The sequence below is a fragment of the Paraburkholderia rhynchosiae genome (assembly GCF_002879865.1).
Lineage (GTDB): Bacteria > Pseudomonadota > Gammaproteobacteria > Burkholderiales > Burkholderiaceae > Paraburkholderia > Paraburkholderia rhynchosiae.
On record NZ_PNXY01000027.1, the window covers coordinates 1 to 20,267 of the forward strand.

15 protein-coding genes are annotated in these 20,267 nt (G+C 58.4%); 4 read left to right on the forward strand and 11 right to left on the reverse strand.

From position 1 onward, the window contains the following. Nucleotides 1–184 precede the first annotated feature (184 nt). The 3 genes from C0Z16_RS28390 to C0Z16_RS28400 form a co-directional block, all read right to left on the reverse strand. Nucleotides 185–1,075: an ABC transporter permease gene (locus C0Z16_RS28390; RefSeq protein WP_102635382.1), complete on the reverse strand. Its 891-nt coding sequence runs from the start codon at nt 1,073–1,075 to the stop codon at nt 185–187. After that, nucleotides 1,072–2,361, reverse strand: coding sequence for a quaternary amine ABC transporter ATP-binding protein (locus tag C0Z16_RS28395; protein ID WP_102635383.1), 1,290 nt, complete (start codon nt 2,359–2,361; stop codon nt 1,072–1,074). Before C0Z16_RS28395 ends, C0Z16_RS28390 begins: the two co-directional genes overlap by 4 nt. A 583-nt stretch (nt 2,362–2,944) precedes the next feature. Further along, nucleotides 2,945–4,618 carry an electron transfer flavoprotein-ubiquinone oxidoreductase gene (locus C0Z16_RS28400; protein ID WP_102635384.1) on the reverse strand — a complete coding sequence of 558 codons (1,674 nt, stop codon included), beginning with the start codon at nt 4,616–4,618 and terminating at the stop codon, nt 2,945–2,947. Nucleotides 4,619–5,057: 439 nt separating this feature from the next. Between C0Z16_RS28400 and C0Z16_RS28405 the strand changes: the two genes are divergently transcribed. Genes C0Z16_RS28405 through C0Z16_RS28420 form a run of 4 tightly spaced genes read left to right on the forward strand, consistent with a single transcriptional unit; the run spans nt 5,058 to nt 8,552 of the window. After that, nucleotides 5,058–6,245 carry an NAD(P)/FAD-dependent oxidoreductase gene (locus C0Z16_RS28405; RefSeq protein ID WP_102635385.1) on the forward strand — a complete coding sequence of 396 codons (1,188 nt, stop codon included), beginning with the start codon at nt 5,058–5,060 and terminating at the stop codon, nt 6,243–6,245. A 10-nt stretch (nt 6,246–6,255) separates the two neighbouring features. Next, nucleotides 6,256–6,846 carry a HutD/Ves family protein gene (locus C0Z16_RS28410; protein WP_102635386.1) on the forward strand — a complete coding sequence of 197 codons (591 nt, stop codon included), beginning with the start codon at nt 6,256–6,258 and terminating at the stop codon, nt 6,844–6,846. A 26-nt stretch (nt 6,847–6,872) separates the two neighbouring features. Beyond that, entirely contained in the window at nt 6,873–7,622 is a 750-nt protein-coding gene (locus C0Z16_RS28415) for an electron transfer flavoprotein subunit beta/FixA family protein (protein ID WP_102635387.1), read from the forward strand. Beyond that, a complete protein-coding gene (locus C0Z16_RS28420) occupies nt 7,623–8,552 on the forward strand; it encodes an electron transfer flavoprotein subunit alpha/FixB family protein (protein ID WP_102635388.1) in 930 nt (309 codons plus the stop codon). A gap of 149 nt (nt 8,553–8,701) precedes the next feature. Here the strand turns inward: C0Z16_RS28420 and hutG are convergent, their stop codons facing one another. The 8 genes from hutG to pruA form a co-directional block, all read right to left on the reverse strand. After that, the gene (gene hutG / locus C0Z16_RS28425; RefSeq protein ID WP_102635389.1) at nt 8,702–9,505 is read right to left on the reverse strand and encodes an N-formylglutamate deformylase; all 804 of its coding nucleotides are present in this window, start codon (nt 9,503–9,505) and stop codon (nt 8,702–8,704) included. Nucleotides 9,506–9,603: 98 nt separating this feature from the next. Then, nucleotides 9,604–10,005: a cupin domain-containing protein gene (locus C0Z16_RS28430; RefSeq protein ID WP_102635390.1), complete on the reverse strand. Its 402-nt coding sequence runs from the start codon at nt 10,003–10,005 to the stop codon at nt 9,604–9,606. 54 nt (nt 10,006–10,059) lie between these two features. Then, nucleotides 10,060–13,803: a bifunctional proline dehydrogenase/L-glutamate gamma-semialdehyde dehydrogenase PutA gene (putA, locus tag C0Z16_RS28435; RefSeq protein ID WP_244201386.1), complete on the reverse strand. Its 3,744-nt coding sequence runs from the start codon at nt 13,801–13,803 to the stop codon at nt 10,060–10,062. A 70-nt stretch (nt 13,804–13,873) separates the two neighbouring features. Beyond that, nucleotides 13,874–14,710 (reverse strand): ABC transporter permease, encoded by an 837-nt coding sequence (locus C0Z16_RS28440; protein ID WP_102635449.1) that lies wholly within the window; start codon nt 14,708–14,710, stop codon nt 13,874–13,876. A gap of 4 nt (nt 14,711–14,714) precedes the next feature. Then, on the reverse strand, nt 14,715–15,875 hold the full coding sequence (locus C0Z16_RS28445; RefSeq protein ID WP_244201387.1) for an ABC transporter permease: 1,161 nt from the start codon (nt 15,873–15,875) through the stop codon (nt 14,715–14,717). A 173-nt stretch (nt 15,876–16,048) separates the two neighbouring features. After that, nucleotides 16,049–17,113: an ABC transporter substrate-binding protein gene (locus tag C0Z16_RS28450; RefSeq protein ID WP_244201388.1), complete on the reverse strand. Its 1,065-nt coding sequence runs from the start codon at nt 17,111–17,113 to the stop codon at nt 16,049–16,051. Between the two features lie 62 nt (nt 17,114–17,175). Next, complete coding sequence (locus C0Z16_RS28455; RefSeq protein WP_102635391.1) at nt 17,176–18,252, reverse strand: ABC transporter ATP-binding protein; 1,077 nt, start codon at nt 18,250–18,252, stop codon at nt 17,176–17,178. A 34-nt stretch (nt 18,253–18,286) separates the two neighbouring features. Continuing rightward, nucleotides 18,287–19,897 (reverse strand): L-glutamate gamma-semialdehyde dehydrogenase, encoded by a 1,611-nt coding sequence (gene pruA, locus C0Z16_RS28460; RefSeq protein ID WP_102635392.1) that lies wholly within the window; start codon nt 19,895–19,897, stop codon nt 18,287–18,289. Nucleotides 19,898–20,267: the final 370 nt, after the last annotated feature.

Below are 20,267 nucleotides of genomic sequence, written 5' to 3' on the forward strand. Positions count from 1 at the left end.
CGATTCCGGCGACTGGCGCGAGATTACGAACGCCTGCCCGAAACATTGGCCGGCCTACACTTCGTTGTCTTCGCCATGCTCATGCTTGTACATGTCGCACAGACTATTCAAGTTCCTAACACCCTCTAGTCAAACTTCACCGCAGTCGCCTTTCCGCGCGAGCGCTGACACGCGCAGCCATCAGTCAGGTTCGTGCCGCGGCATTGCTACCCGCCTTCGCGGTTCGTGTGCCGGGCTTTGTTCTTTTGGCCTTTTTTGCCTTTACGCCGAAACTTTCCGTCAGACGGTCCAGTACGATTGCAAGCAAAACCACTCCCAGTCCGCCTTCGAAACCAATCCCGATGTCGAGACGCTGAATGCCGCTCAGCACGTACTCGCCCAATCCGCCGGCGCCGATCATCGATGCGACCACCACCATCGAAAGCGCCATCATGATGGTCTGATTCACACCTGCCATGATTGACGGCATTGCGTTCGGCAACTGGATCTTCCACAGAAGCTGCGAATCCGTACTGCCGAACGCGCGGCCCGCCTCCAGCAACTCCTCGCGCACCTGGCGGATGCCTAAAGTCGTGAGACGTACGACGGGCGGCATGGCGAAGACAATGGTCGCAATGACTGCCGGGACGCGTCCCAATCCAAACAGGATGACCGCCGGAATCAGATAGACGAATGCCGGCATTGTCTGCATCAAGTCGAGCAGCGAGCGCAGGATCATTTCCACCCGTCTGTTTCGCGCGCCCCAGATGCCAAGAGGCACACCGATTACCAGGCTGAAGAACGTTGCCGCGATAACGAGAGCCAGGGTCGAGACGGTTTGAGTCCACAGCCCCATGTAATGGATAGCCAGCAGTGCAATGCCGACAAAGACAGAAAACACGACACCGCGTCGCCACAATGCAAATGCCACGAGGATCACGAGCATGGCAACGAATGGAACTGCAGCCAGTCCGTTCTCCAGCAGCTTCACTACCGTACCCAGTGCGGCCGAGAAAGCGTCGAAGCCGCCGCGGAAATGCTGAAAGAGAAAATTGACGGCGCCTTCCGCTGATTGGCCGATCACTGACGAGTTCATGCTGCTCTCCGTTCCATAACCTGCTTGAGTATCGTCCGGCACGACACCACGCCGGCGAGCTTTCCGGTCGTGTCAGTGACGGGTACGTCGTGTTCCTGGCTCAACGCGATGGCAGCCAGCTGATGCAAGTCCGCGTCCAGCTCAACGGAACTCACGTCCCGGAGCAATGCTTCCCGGACGGGCCGCGTACCGGTCTTATGCAGGGAGGCTGGTGTGACACAGCCCTGGTATCGGCCCGATTCATCGCATACATAGCCGCATTCGACGCCGCTATCGATCAATTGATTGAGGTAACGCTCCGAGGGCGTCGCGACGTCGCAAGAAATCAGTCGCCGATCGACCTCGGTCATGAGACTGGAAGCCTTGAGAAACCGCGAAACATCGACATTGCGGAAGAAGTCACGCACGTAAGAGTCAGCAGGCGACTGAATAAGCTCTGCAGGCGTGCCGACCTGAATCAGGCAACCGTCCTTCATGATGCCGATCCGGCCGCCAATTTTGATGGCCTCTTCAATGTCGTGTGAAATGAAGACGATTGTCCGCTGCTCTTCCTTCTGAAGCCGTAGAAGCTCGCTCTGCATTTCGAATCGAATCAGCGGGTCGAGCGCCGAGAACGCTTCGTCCATTAAAAGCACTGAAGGATTCACCGCAAGCGCACGTGCAAGACCTACCCGCTGCTGCATGCCGCCAGAGAGTTCGCTGGGGAGCAGCTTTTCATATGTGCCCAGACCGACCCGCGTCAGCGCAGCAAGCGCGATCTCGTACCGCTCCGCCTTCTTCAGGCCGGCAACTTCGAGTCCGTAAGCGATGTTATCGAGCACCGTGCGGTTCGGCAGAAGCGCGAACGACTGGAATACCATCGCCATCTTTTCCCGGCGGACAGCACGCAGTTCCAGTGTCGACATGGGTGCGATGTCGCGCCCTTCCAGAATGACCTGGCCGGACGTTGGTTCGATCAGCCGATTGAGCAGACGCACAAGCGTCGACTTACCCGAGCCTGAGAGGCCCATCACGACGAAAATTTCTCCGGCCTTGACATTGAGGCTGACGTCTTTGACCGCTACCATGTTGCCGGTCTGCTCGAAAATTTCGTTGCGCCCAAGACCTTGCTTCATCAACTCGGCTGCACGCTCGGGCTTCGGGCCGAAGATTTTCGACAGATTTCTGACGGTAAGAATGTCGGTCCCTGAAACTGCGAAGGGTTTCGCCAACGCGGAAACATCGTCCGCGTTGATTGCGCCTGGATGGACTACGTCTTGTGGCGCGAACGTCAGGTTTGGAGCCATACTGTCATCCCAACTGGCAAGTTCAACAAATTGAAGCGCTCGACGCGTTAGCCTTCACAGACCAGCTCTCGAAGGTGCCTTTGCTCTCGCCGGACATCCTCAGCCAGTTTCATCTCGAAGCTGTGGGTGCGCGAACCGAAGGCGACTGTCGCGAGAGAGCAGCGTCGAAGAAGTCACTATTCATTGCACGATGAGCAGAACATCCGTGCGCCGATAGTGCGGTCCTTGGTGCCTAATGCAATGATTGCAGCGTAGCAAGCCAAATTGAGCCATCCAGCTACATCTTGTGGGCACTTTCCCATACCTTTGGTAATGCATCGCACTTGTGCAGTGGTTGCAGGAGAGAGGTGCCGAGGATGAAATGCGCTCGCAGCCCCGCTGTGCGCGGGTCGACGGCGAGAGAGATGGGACAGGACCGGTGCTTCTCGCCCGGAGTTCTAGCGCAGCGGGAGCGCGGCATAGGGAATGTCCTGGGCCGTCGGCCAAACGTGATCATTGCCGTAGGCTGAAGCAGCAGTTTTTGATAGTTCGTCTGCGCAGGTTCGGACGGATCGAGGCCGTCAGGATCCAGGTCGGGCAAGGGTCACATGTTTGGATAGTTCGGTCCGCCACCGCCCTCTGGCGTGACCCAAACAATGTTTTGAGTCGGGTCCTTGATGTCGCAGGTCTTGCAATGCACGCAATTCTGCGCATTGATTACGAGCTGCTCGCTGCCCTCATTATTTGTTGCGAACTCATAGACTCCGGCGGGACAAAATCTTGCCTCTGGCCCCGCGTATCTTGCGAGATTCACGTCGACGGGCACGGACGGATCCTTCAACGTCAGATGCGCCGGCTGATTTTCTTCGTGGTTGGTGTTCGATAGAAAGACCGATGACAAGCGGTCAAACGTAAGCTTCCCATCCGGCTTCGGATAAACAATCGACTTGCATTCGGCGGCCGGTTTGAGGGTCTCGTTATCCGAATGCTGGTGATGCAGCGTCCACGGCACCCGCCCACCAAGCAGTTTCTGCTCGAGCCCGACCATGAATGTTCCGGCCAGCAGCCCCTTACTCATCCATTGCTTGAAGTTGCGGGCGCGGTGCAGTTCCTGCTTCAACCACGACTGGTCGAAGGCATCCGGATACTCAGTCAACACATCGTGCTGACGTCCTGACTGAAGAGCGTTAAACGCAGCCTCAGCCGCCATCATTCCGGTCGAAATCGCGGCGTGACTGCCCTTGATTCTCGAAGCGTTGAGGAAGCCCGCATTGCATCCAATCAGCGCCCCGCCGGGAAACACGAGCTTGGGCAGAGACATAAGGCCGCCGGCGGCAATGGCGCGGGCGCCATACGAAACCCTCTTGCCGCCTTCAAGAAACTTGCGGATTGCCGGATGTGTCTTGTACCGCTGGAACTCTTCAAAAGGCGACAGAAACGGATTTGTGTAGCCGAGACCCACTACGAAACCGACAACCACCTGGTTGTTGTCCAGGTGGTAAAGAAACGAGCCACCGTACGTGTCGTTCTCGAGCGGCCAGCCTGCCGTGTGTATTACCAGGCCGGGCTTGTGCATCGCCGGGTTGATTTCCCACAACTCTTTGATGCCAAGTCCGTAGACCTGAGGGTCAGCGCTCTCGTTCAGCCTGAACCGTTCCATCAACTGACGGCCGAGATGTCCACGAGCTCCTTCGGCGAACATCGTGTACTTGGCATGAAGTTCCATGCCCAGTTGAAAAGCATCGGTCGGCTCTCCATTCTTCCCGAGCCCCATGTTGCCCGTCGCAACGCCGAGAACCTCGCCTCGCTCGCCGTAAAGAACTTCCGCAGCGGGGAATCCGGCGAAAATCTCGACGCCCAGTTCCTCGGCGCGCACGCCCAACCAACGGGTTACGTTACCCAGGCTCACGACGTAGTTGCCGTGATTCCTGAAGTTATCAGGCAGGAGCCAATTCGGAACCTGCCGCGCACCTTTCTCCGACAGGAACAGGAAGCGGTCTTCCGTCACTTCCACGTCCAACGGCGCTCCCCGCTCTTTCCAGTCCGGGATGAGCTCGTTGAGCGCACGCGGGTCCATCACTGCACCGGAAAGGGTATGGGCGCCAAGCTCCGAACCTTTCTCGAGAACGCAAACGCTGAGTTCGATGCCGCGCTCGTGAGCCATCTGCTTGAGCCGTATTGCGGCGGACAGTCCGGCCGGGCCACCGCCAACGATGACGACGTCATATTCCATGGATTCGCGAGGACCGAATTTCTCGACGAGAGTCTGTGTGTTCATGTGAAAAAGGCGCTTTATTGCAGGGTTCGCGTATCGCCAGCGCGACGTAAGCCATCAGCTCGCCGGCTGCCGTTCAACGCTGAGCGCGGCAGTCACCGCTTCTCAGGTTCGAATCATCGTAGAACTCCAAAACCGGGCGCTTCGCGACATAACCGTTTCTTATGCTCCACACAATCGCGCGTTTGGTTGCCGCCGGAATTTATCGGCGGTTGCAGCATGGGTTGCGGAGGGTATCGAGCGCGCTTTCTGGCGGCATGAAGCAGCGCGTTTCGATAGCACGCGTGCTGGCCAACGACGGATGATTGCAATGGGCGCGGACCAGAACGGATACCGCACCCTGACGGGTGCTTCTGCTAAAAATCGTATGCGCTTATATTTCCGGCCTCCGCATTTTGCCGCATCACACTGCACCTATACCTTGCACAAAAGGACGCTGAAAGTGAATACATATGATGTGGTCGTGATTGGAGCTGGCGTTATCGGCAGTTCGGTAGCATTTCAGCTTGCAAAGCTAGGCGCAAAAAATGTACTCGTGCTCGATCGCGGCACGATTGGGGCCGGAACCACGTCGCAATCGTCGGGGATTTTGCGCACCCATTACTCGGTGAAGGAAAACGTCGAGCTGGCGCGCAAATCATGGGATGTCTTCAACAACTTCGCGTCCTATCTTGGCGATGACGAAGCGTCGTGCGGGCTCGTCAAGTGCGGATACATGATTGTCGCCGCGGAGGGCGACAAGATCGAGCCGCTGCGCGCGTCGCTGAATCAGCAGAAAGAACAAGGAATTCCGCTTGAACTGCTCGACGCGAAGCAGGCGAGCGAGCTGCTTCCCATCGCGCAGTTCGGCGACGCCGCTCTGATTGGCTACGAGCCCGAAGCCGGGTTTGCCGACGCTTATCTGGTGGCGACAAGCTTCGCTCGCGCCGCGCGCCGCGGAGGGGTGACGATTCGCGAGAACGCTTCGGTCAACAAGATTCTGATTGAAAACGGCAAGGTCGTTGGCGTCTCCACGAGCATCGGCGACTTCAAAACGCCGACGGTCATCAGCACACAAAACATCTGGACCCCTGAACTGGCTGGCTGGACCGGCAAATCACTGCCCGTCATGCCGGAGCGCCATGCTGTACTCGCGCTCGAATGCGAAGCCGCGAAATACACGTTCTCGATGCCGGTATTCAAGGACCTTGCATCGCCGGGCATGCTCTATTACCGCAGCTATGGCGGCAACCAGATGCTCGTCAGTGAGGGCGTGGTTGGTGAGAAGCTCAACACGACCGAAACGGAACAAGGCGACATTCCGATGGACTACGTCGTCGAAGTCGGTGCCCAGGTCGCAGAGCGCTTCCCGGAATATGAAACCGCAGGGATTGCTTCGTCGTGGACGGGTGTCTATGACGTGACGCCGGACTGGAACCCGGTGCTCGGCAAGCTGCCCGGAATTGAAGGTCTGGTGGTCGGCTACGGCTTCTCGGGTCACGGCTTCAAACTGTCGCCGACAGTCGGGCGCGTCCTCGCACAGGAAGCGCTCGGCCTGCCAACCGATGTGTCGCTGAGGCCCTATTCCATTGAACGCTTTACGACTGGCGAACTGCTGACCGGTAAATACGGTCTGGGCGCGGTGTCCTGAGGATAAGCGCATGTCTGCAATCGATGTGCGCCCCATCGCATCGGTTCCGAGTGAGCCCTGGCGGAACGGCGGCGGGGTGACTAGGACCCTTGCAACGGGAGGCAGTCAATGGCGGATCAGTCTTGCCGAAGTCGAGCGCGACGGTCCGTACTCGCGCTTTGAGGGCGTCTCCCGAACCTCGTTGGTGCTTCGCGGCAACGGCGTGACGCTTCGAGACCATAACGCGGTTGTTCGGCTCGAGCCGTTTAAAGCGGTCGAATACGACGGGGACCTTGCATGGAATGCATCGCTCGTAGACGGCCCGGTCACTGCTCTCAATGTGATGTGCGCGCAAGGCCAGTACCGGACACGAGTTTGGACCATCGCGGACCCGATTGTGGTTCGGCCGAACTGCGCGGCGGTCGTTGTCGCACTCGATTGCGGATGCACATACTCCGAACCCGATACGCACCTGAGTGGCACCCTCGAACAAGGGCAGATGCTTGTCATCAATGAGGTTACGCGTCCCCTTCGACTGGTGCCAACAGAAGTGCCCTCTCTGTTGCGCGGACAGATGAATCGCGCAGTGCTCGTGACTATCGAGCCGTCACGGTTCGTATAAACGACTGAAATGATGAGGAAGATGAGATGAAAGTTATCACCGCAGTAAAACGCGTCGTCGACTACAACGTTAAGGTCCGGGTCAAAGCCGACGAGAGCGGCGTGGACATTGGCAACGTCAAGATGTCCATGAATCCTTTCGACGAAATCGCGGTCGAAGCTGCGACGCGTCTGAAGGAAGCCGGCAAAGCAACCGAGGTCATTGCCGTGTCCTGCGGCCTGACGCAAAGCCAGGAAACCCTGCGCACGGCACTGGCGATCGGCGCAGACCGCGGAGTTCTGGTCGAGACGGACGCAGAGTTGCAACCGCTTGCCGTAGCAAAGCTACTGAAGGCGGTGGTTGAAAAAGAGCAGCCTCAACTGGTGATCCTCGGCAAGCAGGCAATCGACGACGACGCGGGTCAGACAGGTCAGTTGCTCGCTGCTCTGCTGGACTGGCCGCAAGCCACCTTCGCCAGCAACATCGAAATCAATGACGGCACGGCAACGGTGACACGCGAAGTCGATGGCGGCCTCGAAGTCGTTTCGTTGCGTTTGCCGGCGATTGTGACCACGGACCTGCGCCTGAACGAGCCGCGCTACGTGACCTTGCCGAGCATCATGAAGGCAAAGAAGAAGCCCATCGATGTGGTCAAACCTTCCGACTTCGGCATCGACCCGTCGCCGCGTCTCAAGACGCTTAAGGTCGTCGAGCCTGCCGTACGCAAGGCCGGCGTCATGGTGCCGGACGTCGCGACTCTCGTCGAGAAACTGAAAACTGAAGCCAAGGTGATTTAAATGACCACGCTTGTTATTGCCGAGCACGATAACGCTCAAATCAGGAGTTCGACGCTCCACACCATCGCCGCAGCGAAGCAACTTTCGAATGGCGTCCACGTCCTCGTCGCTGGCAGCGGCGCGCAACATGCAGCAGAAGCGGCTAGCAGGGTCGCCGGCGTGGACAAGGTTATTCTCGTCGATGCACCGCAGTTCGCGGACGGCCTGGCGGAGAACGTGGCGGCTCAAGTCGTGGCCCTGGCAGATAGCTACTCACATGTCTTTTTCCCGGCCACCGCTGCTGGTAAGAACACTGCGCCGCGCGTGGCAGCGAAACTGGACGCATCGCAGATCTCCGACGTCATTGCTATCGAGTCCGCCGATACGTTCCAGCGCCCCATCTACGCGGGAAACGCTATCGCAACCGTGCAGTCGGGCGACAAGGTGAAAGTCGCGACCATTCGCACCACGGCATTCGATGCAGCGCAGGCTGAGGGCGGCAATGCCGCCATCGAAACTGCACCCGCTATTGCCGACTCCGGCCTTTCGACTTTCATCCGTCGTGAAGTCGCAGCTAATGACCGGCCCGAACTCACCGCGGCGCGAGTCATCGTCTCTGGTGGCCGAGGTTTGGGCAGTAAGGACAACTTTGCTCTTCTCGACCCCTTGGCGGAAAAGCTCGGCGCCGCCGTTGGAGCATCTCGTGCAGCGGTGGACTCTGGTTATGCCCCGAACGACTGGCAAGTCGGCCAGACTGGCAAAATCGTCGCACCGGAACTCTATATTGCTGTCGGTATCTCGGGTGCTATCCAGCATCTGGCCGGTATGAAAGATTCGAAGGTCATCGTTGCAGTGAATAAAGATGCTGACGCACCTATCTTCGGCGTTGCGGACTACGGTCTCGTCGGCGATCTGTTCGAGGTCTTGCCCGCCTTGACACAGTCGCTGTAAGCGCTGCTGAGAAGAATCGCTTCTCCTGGAGCTGGAACTTTGGCCGTCTCTGCGAAATTATCGGGGAGACGGCTCTTTTTTTGAGCGGGGCAAACTCAGACTTGTTGCCGGCGCGACGACGTGGCTGGCAAAGGCGGAAGACTTCCTGATTAGACCGGTATCGCGAGCATTGCGTCGACAGCCGCGGTCACCATTCGCCGTACCACCGGCACTACCCTGTCGGCCAGGTCTGGCCTGTAATCGAACGGCGCGGTTTCGTTCATGTATGTGGACTGGCACATTTCGAGCTGGATTGCATGCACACCCTCGTCCGGGCGCCCGTACTCGCGAGTGATGTACCCACCCTTGAACCTGCCATTTGCCACCCAAGTGAACGGTTGACCTGCCAGCGTCTCTTTGACGGCGTCTAGAATCCGCGAGTCACAGCTACCTCCAGAGTTCGTTCCGATGTTCAGGTCCGGCAACTTTCCTTCGAACAGTCGCGGCAAGACGCTGGCAATCGAGTGAGCCTCCCACAAGAGGACAACACCGAACTGCGCCTTCAGGCGCTGCAATTCTTCACGCAGCTTCGTGTGGTAAGGGGTCCAGTATGTCGTCAGCCGGGAGTTCAGTTCTTCCTTGTCCGGTCCGGTCCCGGAGCGGTACAGAGGCACACCGCGGAAGGTCTCAGTCGGGCAAAGACCTGTCGTCGTCTGTCCCGGATAGAGGCTCTCGCCGCTCGCCGGCCTGTTAAGGTCGATTACATAGCGTGAATATCGAGCGCCCAGTAAGGAAGCACCCGACAATCTGGCGAATTCGTATAGCTTATCCAGGTGCCAGTCTGTGTCCGCCACTTCCGAGGCAATTTCTGCAAGCTGGCTTCGGATAGCGTCCGGTATTTCAGTACCAAGATGCGGAATTGAAATCAGCAATGGCAAAGTGCCTTGGTGAAATTGGAAATCAGGTTCAATCACAGCTTTATCTCTGCTGATGTTTTCTTTCGAGGGAATGGTTGGATCCGCCGTTGTTAGAAGCGGCGACTCCAGCTAGCGGAGCACCGATTGCAGAACCGTCATGACACGATTTTCGAACCGGTGTGGGCAACAACGAGCACCGTACATCCAACTCTCGAAGAACTACTGTGCCGTGAGCCGGCGGGATACGTCACCGTTTGACCGGGCAGGAAGTCCGCCCCGTCATCGTCCGTGAAAACACCGTTCATTACCATCACTAGCTCCGTGGAGTCATGCTGGTGCTCCGGCGAACTAGCGCCCGCGTCGACCCGCATCCAGTAGCTGGACCACGCACCGTTTTCGTCATCGGCGACGGGTATCCACAAGTAGCCAGGAAGAACCCGGTCGCCGATTTTCATGGGCTGCCAGTCCTGTGCATCAATTGCATACCAGCGGCGCCCGTTCGTGACCTTAAGGCCAAAGAGCGGGCGGGCTTCCTCATGATCAGCGCCGACGGTCATGTCAATGTTCTCCCGGGGAAATCAAACGCTGGAGATTGGACCTGGAAAAAGCACTCAAAATGCATCTTCGCTCAAGACCATCAATTGCGTATTGCCCCCGGCCGCGCTCGCGTTCACGGTCGTAACCCGCTCGCGAACGACCTGCGTCCAATCATATTGCCCCGAGGTATCGGCGAAGACGGCCGCTACCTGACTTTGAGCCGCGGCCTCTCGGATGGAGTCAGCGTTCGCCTGTTTCTGTTCTGCCAGTACGACGACGGGTTTCACCCCATCGATTTCGCCGCGAATGACTCGCCCGGCATACTCCGATTCAACAATGCGGCAGCCGCCAGCGAGTGCCTTTGCCACGTCCGCGGACACCGACGACTTGAGCAAGACCACCTCATTGCCAAACGCCGAAGCCAACATCGCTTGTGCGACGATCGAACTCGCCGTTTCGCCGGTGCAGAAGACCTGACCCCGCGGCAACAGTTCTACCGTGTTCTCTTCACCGCTTAAACCAGGAAGCGTCAGCGGCTCAAGTTCATCGATAATGCTCTTCAGTTGCCGGCTCGTGATTGCGATCGTGCCGCTATCCATAGTCAAGCGTCGCTCGGATGCGAGTGCTGTCAGCGCATCCAGTTTGCGCTTCCCCGCAGTGCGCGCCTGCTGCAGAACGTCACGGCGGCTTCGCAGTTTTCCATCGTTTCCTGCAACCGGGAACTCATAGAACTTTTCGCTTGCCAACGTCCCCGACGCAGCGAACGGGCCGCTCGCCGATGTGTACGAAGCCGGCACGCTTCGCGTGAGTGCCAACAGCGTCAGCGGCCCTCCTGCCATGGGGCCCGTTCCACAGGCGCCGACACCGCCGTAAGGCTGCATACCGACGAACGCGCTGTGCATTGAGCGGTTGATGCAAACACTGTTGGCCTGGGTCCTGGACAACAGCTTGCCCACCGCCTCATTGATACGGGTATGCAAGCCCTGCACGCCGCACCCGAGTTTGTTCAGCCTCTCGACCAAAGCATCCATTTCGCCGGTCTTCCAGCGGACCACATGCAACACGGGTCCTGCTACCGTGAGGTCGACGTTCGACAGCGAAGCAGGATCCTTGATGTCGACGATTGCCGGCGCAACAAAGTTGCCTTTGCCGTAACTGCCCAGGAGCTTGCCGCGAGTGACGGAGAAGCCATGACCCTTCATACGCTCCAGGTACGTTTCCACCCGCATTTGCATGGAGCGCGTCGCAACTGGACCGACGTCGGTCGCGATATCGAGCGGGTCCCCCGTTACGCGTTCGCTAAGCATGCCTTTGAGCATGCGAAGAACTTTCTCTGCTGTCGAGTCCTGCAGGCAAAGAATTCGCAACGATGATGCTGTCTGGCCCGCTCCCTTGAACGCGGAGATCATGGCGTCCGAAATGACCTGTTCGGGGAGAGCGGAACTATCGACAATCATCGAATTGGCGCTTGCTACAGAGCCATAAAACTTCGGCGAATGCGGCGACTCCGCGAGTTGGACGGCTACCGATCGGGAGGTTTCCACCGAGCCCGAAAAGAGCACTGCCGCAACACGTCGGTCCGCCACCAACGCTCGGCCTACTGTTGTTCCGTCACCCAGAAGCAGCTGCAATGCGCCCTCGGGGACACCGCACGCGAGGACCAGCCGAACGGTTTCATATGCAATCAGGCTGGCGCTTGATGACGGCTTTGCAATCACCACATTACCCGTCGCGAGCGAGCAGGCAATCTGCCCGACTAGCGCCGACAGCGCAGACGAGACCGGAGACAGGCTCACGACGATTCCCAACGCGTCGGCGGACTGCAGCCTGGTGTCCGCCTTCAGCTGATACGCGTACAGGCGGCACAGGTTGACGGCGGTGCGCACCTCGTCGGCCGCATCGGCCAGAGTCGCTCCGTTCTCGAGGACGAGCAACGCTCCGAGGCGCGCAGCCTTTCGCTCGAGTTCATTCGCAATCGACTCCAGGATAGACGCACGCGCATTGACCGACGTATGTCCCCACGTCGCGTTCGCGAGCGTCGCAGCGGCGAGCGCTTCGGCCACGGTAGCCAGTTTCGATGTTGCGACTGTGCCTACCGGTTCGGACTGGTCTGCAGCGCTGTAGACGAGCTTTGTCGCGTCCGTTGCCGGCTCCTGAACGCCTGCAACGATGGACGCAGCCGCGATGCGATTCGTGCGCAGGTCGACGAGCGCCGACTCGAACCCGGCAGAACCGCTGAAGCTAAGTGCCGCGGCATTGACTCGACCAGGCAGGACGCCAGCCGGGGCGACGATACCCGCGTGCGGTTTTCCGCCAGTGCGTGCAGCCTTGGCAATCGGGTCTTCGACGATGTCGGCGATGCTGACTGCCGGGTCGACGATCTGGTTCACGAACGACGAGTTAGCGCCGTTTTCAAGCAGCCGACGAACGAGATAGGCGAGCAGCGTCGCATGCGGACCCACCGGCGCATAAATCCGGCACGGACGTCCGAGCTTCGATGGGCCGACGACCTGGTCGTACACCGTCTCGCCCATGCCATGGAGGCACTGGAATTCATATTCCTTGTCACCCGCCAGAGTGTGCACCGCTGCGATGCTAAAGGCGTTGTGCGTGGCGAACTGCGGAAAGATGGCGTCCGGTGCGTCGAGCAGTGCCTTCGCGCAAGCAATATAGCTCACGTCAGAATGGACTTTTCGCGTGAAGACCGGGTAGCCAACCGCGCCAACGTCCTGCGCCTGTTTGATTTCAGTGTCCCAGTACGCGCCCTTCACGAGGCGGATGTTGATTCGGCGTCCGGTCGAGCGCGCAAGCGCAATGATCCAGTCGGCGACGGCGCGACCTCGTTTCTGATAGGCCTGAAGCGAGATTCCGATACCGTTCCAACCTCGCAAACTCGGCTCCGTGCAGAGACGCTCGAGCATCTCGAGCGTGAGCTCGAAACGCGCGGACTCTTCCTGGTCGAGGTGGAATCCGATGCCGTATTTCTTCCCGAGCTCGGCCAACTGCAGCAGACGTGGATAAAGCTCGACGAGGACGCGCTCTCGTTGCGCCAGCTCATATCGTGGATGCAGACCGGAAATCTTGACTGAAACTCCCGGCCCGTCAATCGGCCCTCGGCCTTTCGCGTCTTGACCGATTGCCTCGATGGCGTGCCGATAGGATTCGAAATATGCCTGAGCGTCCTCGTCTGTCAGTGCGGCTTCGCCCAGCATGTCGTACGAATAGCGGTAGCCTCCGGATTCGCGGCCTTTGGCTGCACCGATTGCCTCTTCGATGGTCTGGCCGGTCACGAACTGTTTGCCGAGCATTCGCATCGCGTATGCGACGCCTGCACGGACAACCGCTTCGCCGCCCTTACGGAGTACGTTCATTAACGCCTCCGTCAGAGCCTTCTCGTCCGGTTGCTTCAGCAGTTTTCCCGTTACAAGCAACCCCCATGCAGTGGCGTTGACGAATAGCGACGGCGACTTGCCGATATGGGCGCGCCAGTCCGCATCGACAATCTTGTCCCGAATCAGCTGGTTGCGGGTCTCGGTATCGGGAATACGCAGCATCGCTTCGGCGAGGCACATCAGTGCAATGCCTTCGCGACTATCGAGCGAGAACTCCTGCGTCAGCAGATCCACGCCTCCCGCATCGATGCGGGCGTCTCGCACACCTTGGGCGAGCCGCGCTGCGAGTTCCTGAGCCGTCTTGAGAGTAGGCGCATCCATTCGGGCGGCCTGCATCATCGGCTGAACAGCGACCTCTTCGCTGAGATTGGACGCATCCGCAATCTTCTGACGCAAAACGCTGAGACTCGGCACAACGTTCGGCATTGCTTTGATTTCCGACAACATGTTGAGATGACCCGGTAAAGAAGGCTCAAAAAGCGGCCATAGGCCGTAGTTAGTTTGCGCCGGCACTTCCACGAAGCCGTTCGGTTCTACGGCGGAGCATTTCCAACGTCAGGAGTAGCAGCGTTGAGATGACAACCAGGACGGTGGCCACCGCCAGAATCGTCGGGCTCAACTGTTCTCTGATTCCCGACCACATTTGCCGTGGCGCGGTGCGCTGGTCGGTTCCGGTGAGGAACAGTGCGACAACGATTTCATCGAATGACGTCGCGAAGGCGAACAAGGCCCCCGAAATGACACCCGGTGCGATGATGGGCAACTTGACCTGAAGGAACACGCGTACAGGAGAGGCACCCATGCTTCTGCCTGCCCGCGTCAGTGTGTCGTTAAATCCAGCCAGCGTCGCAGTAACCGTGACCACCACAAAAGGAACGCCAAGCGCGGCGTGCGCGAGCGTCAGCCCCGTCAAACTGTTGGTGAGGCCGAACGGGCTGAAGGCGAAGTAGACGCCGACTGCGGTGATGATCACCGGCACGATCATCGGCGATACCAGTACGCCCGTAATCAACGATCTCCCCTTTAGTCGCGGATGCATCAGACCCAACGACGCGGTTACACCAAGTCCTGTGGCGAGAAGCGTCGACGCCACGCCAACAATCAGTGTGTTCTTGAGCGCGAGCATCCATTCCGGGCTGTTAATGAAGTCGTGATACCAACGCAGACTCACGCCTGGAAGTGGGTACGTGAAATAAGGTTGTGAGTTGAACGAAAGCGGCATCACAACTAGCACCGGCGAAATCAGAAACACCAGCACCAGAAGTGAGAGTCCTACATGCGCGAGCCTGCCGAGCCTGCCCCAGACCGTCACATACGCTGGAAAGTTGAACATGTCGTCACCCCAGTTTGACGCCGGCACCGCCGGTCATTCGGACAAAGATTGCATACACGAGAAGCACACCTGCGAGAAGGATCGAAGCCAGCGCACTCGCCAGTCCCCAGTTCAGCGTGTTGTTCACATGATTGGCGATGTAGTAACTTGCCAACTGGTCATCCGGACCACCGACGATGGCAGGCGTGATGTAGTAGCCAACAGCAAGGATGAACGTAAGCATCCCCGCAGCGCCGACACCCGGTAATGTCTGCGGGAAATAGGCCTGAAAGAAGGAGCGGATCGGACCCGCGCCCAGTGACCTGGCAGCCTTCACATAAATATTCGGAACGCCCTTCATCACGCTGTAGAGCGAAAGAATCGCGTACGGAAGAAGAATGTGCGTCATGGCAATGAGCACACCATAGCGGTTGTAAATCAGGGCGAATCCCGTTTTCGTCAGCCCCAGCCGTATCAGCACGTCATTCAGGACGCCGTTCGTTTGCAACACGACGACCCACGCAGTTGTACGCACGAGAATCGAAGTCCAGAACGGCAACAACACCATAATCATGAAGATGTTGCTGTAGCGCGCCGGAATGTTCGCCAGAAAGTAAGCGACTGGGTAGCCGAACAGCAGACACAGTGCGCTCACGGAGAGGCTCACCCACGCAGTGCGCAGAAAAACGCTGACGTAGAGGCGTTCGCTTTCGGGTTGCCGAACGACGGCACCGCTGCTATCGCGCTTGAAATCGAACGCCTTCAGGTAATAGCCGAGCGTCCAGGTCGAAGAGGCGTACTTCACCGTCGACCAGGTACCGACATCGTCCCACCGCGAGTCGATGGCCGTCAGACGTTCGTGCCATGTGCCTGACCCACTTTCGCCCAGGCGCCGGGCGGTTTTCATGACGAGGCTTCGCATGCCGGCCTCGTCATAATTGAGCCGGGAGGCGACTCGGCTCACCCCTTCACCGCCCTTTGCTGTCAGCAGGTCTTGTCCGAACGCATTGAATACGGGCTCGTCAGGAAGCTTGCCTGACGAGGGGTCCCATTCACGCAGCAGTTCCGCCGCGTGAGGCAATTCCTGCGAAACTGTCGGGTCGCGGAAGCTCTTCATCAGCAAGCTGCCGATGGGCACGAGAAAGGTAAGGAGAAGAAACGCAAGCAGCGGGAAAATAAGCAGCATTGCTCTGATTCGCTCCGCGCGCTCCGAACGGCGAAGCTTCGCCTTCAGGCTTTTCGAATCCGCAATTACCGCTTGTTCGGTCCCATTCACGTGGACCGCAAAGTCACTAGGCATATTCATCATGGTTCCAGCGGCCGCTACCGCGCCCTCCTCGTTATTGCTACGCTGATCAGTTACTTCTGACCGAGCCAGACGGCGAATTTCTGATTCAGGTCGTCTGAGTGGTCCGCCCAGAAAGCCGTGTCAACATCAATTGCGCCCTTCTGATTGCCAGGCGCAGTCGGAAGGTAAGGAGCGACCTTTGCATCGACCATAGGGATCGATGACTTGCGCGCGGGGCCATATGCCGTCAGCGGTGCGAGCTTTGCAAGGACGTCGGCCTGAGTGGCGTAACGGATGAAATCCTGTGCCGCCTTGAGGTTCTTCGAACCCTTTACGATGACGTAGCCCTCGATGTTCTTGACCTGGCCGTCCCAGATGAAGCCGAACGGCTTCTTGTCAGTAATCATCGCGCTATAGATCCGGCCGTTGTAGGCGCTGGTCATCGTCACCTCGCCGTCCGCGAGAAGTTGCGCCGGCTGCGCGCCCGTTTCCCACCAGACGATGGACGATTTGATCGTGTCCAGCTTCTTGAACGCGCGACTCAGTCCCGCCGGGGTATCGAGCGTCTTATAGACGTCGGCCGGGGCGACACCGTCCGCGAGAAGAGCCCATTCGAGCGCGCCTTCAGGCGACTTGCGCAGGCCGCGCTTGCCCGGGAATTTTTTCAGGTCGAAAAAATCGGCAATCTTCGCCGGCTCGTGACCTTTGAACTTGTCCTTGTTATAGGTAATGAGCGTCGACCAGGCGATGTTGCCCACCAGACAGTCCGACAATGCTCCGGGGATGAAATCGTTCTTCGCCGGCGTACCGTCTTTTGCCGGAGCAAGGTTCGCGGGGTTCACTTTTTCCAGCAAGCCTTCGTCGCATGCCCGAATGGCATCCGCCAGTTGCATGTCCACGACGTCCCAGGTCACATTATTCGTCTGTACCTGGCTGCGCAGCTGCGCAATGCCGCCGTTGTAGGTATCGGACTTGAGCTGAACACCCGACTGCAAAGCAAACGGCCTGGCGGCTGTGGACTCCTGCGCGTCTTGCCATGCTCCGCCCCAGGAGGCGAACGTTACCTGCGCAGCGGAAGCCGTCGTGCCGACACAGCACGATGCGATAAGTACAGCTAACATTGGATTGAACTTCATTTCAACGACTCCATCGGTTTAAGAGAGATTCAGAGAGTAAGTCAGTAGCTACTGTCCGTCATTTACTGCAAGGCTCGGCAGGCGTCTGCCATCCAGCCGACATCGACCGAATCGCCGATACGCAACTGACGTGCAACGCCATCATTGGGTAGCTTCACAACGAAGTCGTTACGCCCGCATACCTGCATGACTACCCGGAGATGGTCGCCGTAATAAATCAGGTCTTTGACACCGCCGTGGAAGACGTTGTCACAGGAGCGAGCCAATTCCCCGACTGCAATTCGTTCCGGTCTCAGCGAAACGCTCGCGCCGCCAGTAGCTGAAACGGCGGCTCCAGTGCTTGCCTTGATGCTGTGCCCGCCATCGAGCTTGACGGTGCACGATTCGCTGTCAACGGACGCCACGACACCTTTGAGTTCGTTACTTTCGCCGATGAAGCGAGCCACGAAAGCATTCTCAGGCTTCTCGTAGAGTTCCGGCGGCGACGCCAGTTGCTGGATGATTCCGTTGTTGAACACGGCGATGCGGTCCGACATGGTCATCGCCTCGCTCTGGTCGTGAGTCACATAGACCACCGTCAAGCCGCTTTGCTCGTGAATCTGCTTGATTTCGTACTGCATCTGCTCACGCAGTTGCTTGTCCAGCGCCCCCAGCGGCTCGTCCATCAGGACAAGCGCTGGTTCGAATACGAGCGCTCGAGCCACAGCGATACGTTGTTGCTGGCCGCCGGAAAGCTGGCCGGGCATCCGGTTGGCGAACTTTTCCATGTTCACCATGCTCAGCGCCTGCTTCACCTTCCGGGCGATTTCATCCTTCGACACTTTGCGCACCTTGAGCGGGAAGGCCAGGTTTTCAGCGACTGACTTGTGCGGGAAAAGCGCATAGCTCTGAAACACCATCCCGATGTTGCGACGCTCCGGAGGAATCCGGTTTATCGGCCTCCCCTGAAGAAGAATCTCGCCGTGAGTGGCAGTTTCGAAGCCGGCCAGCATCATCAGACAGGTCGTCTTGCCGGACCCCGACGGTCCGAGCATTGTCAGAAACTCGCCCTTTTGAATCTCGAGATTGAGGTTCTTTACGACAAGCGTTTCGCCGTCGTAGGTCTTTTGGACGTTCTTGAAAGAGACTATGGTCGACATCGAAATTTTCCTCAGAACAAGCCGTGAATCACGCTTACGCGCCGAACTGCCATTCGCGCGGCGGCATGTAGGTTTCTTTAACCGTTCGCGGTGATGCCCAACGCAGCAGATTCAGGTACGAGCCGGCCTTGTCGTTGGTACCGCTTGCCCGGCCACCGCCGAACGGCTGCTGACCAATCATTGCGCCGGTCGGCTTGTCGTTCAGATAGAGGTTGCCGGCTGCATTGACGAGTGCGGCTTCTGCCTGATGCAGCGCGAAGCGGTCAGTGCAGAAAATCGAACCGGTCAAGGCGTACGGGCTCGTCGCGTCGATGAGTTCAAGCGTCTCTGACCACGCGTTGTCTTCGTACACGAAGAGCGACAGAATCGGACCGAAGAACTCCTCGGTCATCAACGTATGCTTCGGGTCGGAAACCTGAAGCACGGTCGGCTCGACGAAGTAGCCCGGTTCGGACCACGTTTTGCCTCCCGACACAACCTTGACCGCCGGGTCTTCTTTCGCTGCGGAAAGCACGCGGCTGAGCTTTTGATGGGACGCCTCTGAAATCACCGCACCCATGAACGTGCTGAAGTCGGCGACATCACCCACCTTGAGTTGCGCGAGACAGTCACGCAGTTCCTGTTCGACTGCACCCCACAGGCTTTTCGGAATGTAAGCGCGCGATGCCGCACTGCATTTCTGACCTTGATAACCGAAGGCGCCGCGAATCAATGCGATTGCAACTTCGGAAGCGTTGGCCGATGCGTGCGCCAGAACGAAGTCCTTGCCACCAGTCTCGCCGACCAGACGCGGAATTGTGCGGAACGAATCGACCTTCGAGGCGACGCCCTTCCACAACGACTGAAACACAGCGGACGAACCGGTGAAGTGAATACCCGCAAGATCGCGCGACGACAGCGCAACGCGCGTGGTCAATTCAGCGTCGCCCGGCACGAAGTTGATGACGCCCGGCGGCAAGCCCGCTTCCTCGAGCGCTTCGAAGAAAATGTAGTTGGCCAACGCCGACTTCTCGGACGGCTTCCATAGAACTGTATTACCCATGATTGCGGGTGCGGTCGACAGGTTTGCGCCGATAGCCGTGAAGTTGAACGGCGAGACGGCGTAAACGAATCCTTCCAGAGGACGCCAATCGATGCGGTTCACCGCACTGGCAACTGAGATCGGCTGCTCTGCGTACACGCGCTGCGCGTTATAGGCGTTAAAGCGCAGGAAATCGATGAGTTCGCAGGCGCTGTCCGGTTCAGCTTCTTCGACAGTCTTGCTCTGGCCCAGCATCGTTGCCGCGTTAATCTTCATGCGCGAGCGCGTCGCGACGATTTCCGCCGCCCGATGAAGAATGGTCGCGCGACTTGCGTGCGTCAGATTCGCCCAATCTCGCGCGACCGCCTTCGAGCTGGCGATGGCTTCGTTGATTTGGGCTTCAGACGGTCGATGAATACGGGCGAGCAATCGTTGGTGGTCGTGCGGCGCGCGCACTTCCACGACTTCGTTCGAGAAATAGCGCTTGCCGCCAATGACGGTCGGAATTTCAACGACGTCGCGTTGCTCGAGTGCTTTCGTCAGTTCGCTGGCAGCCGACGTTCCGCGGCCGAAATGCACTTCCGGCTCGTTAGCCGGCAAGGGGAATTGAGGACCTGAGATCACGCCTACTCCTTTAAATAAATCTATTCGGTGAACCGCCGGCAAACCCAGCTCGCATCGCGGGTTTTCCCTTATCGGACGGGGCTTTGCGGCCAAACTTGCTGCAACGGAGAGCTACACTTTCGAGAGTAGTCGCTGCAAAACGGACGGCTTTTTAGTCAACCTGCCGTTATGAATTGAATCTGACATGGTTATGGAGGCATCCGGAACGCAACCGGCCTTCGATACCTGAACATATGTTCAAATCCAACATTGCTCGTGCGTCACTATAGATCCGAAGCACAGCGCGTCAAAAACACTTTTTTCTCTTCCAGCGCCATGCTCCGGCGGCCGTGACGGTAACTTTCCGCCACGCCAATGAACAGCCGTTCAA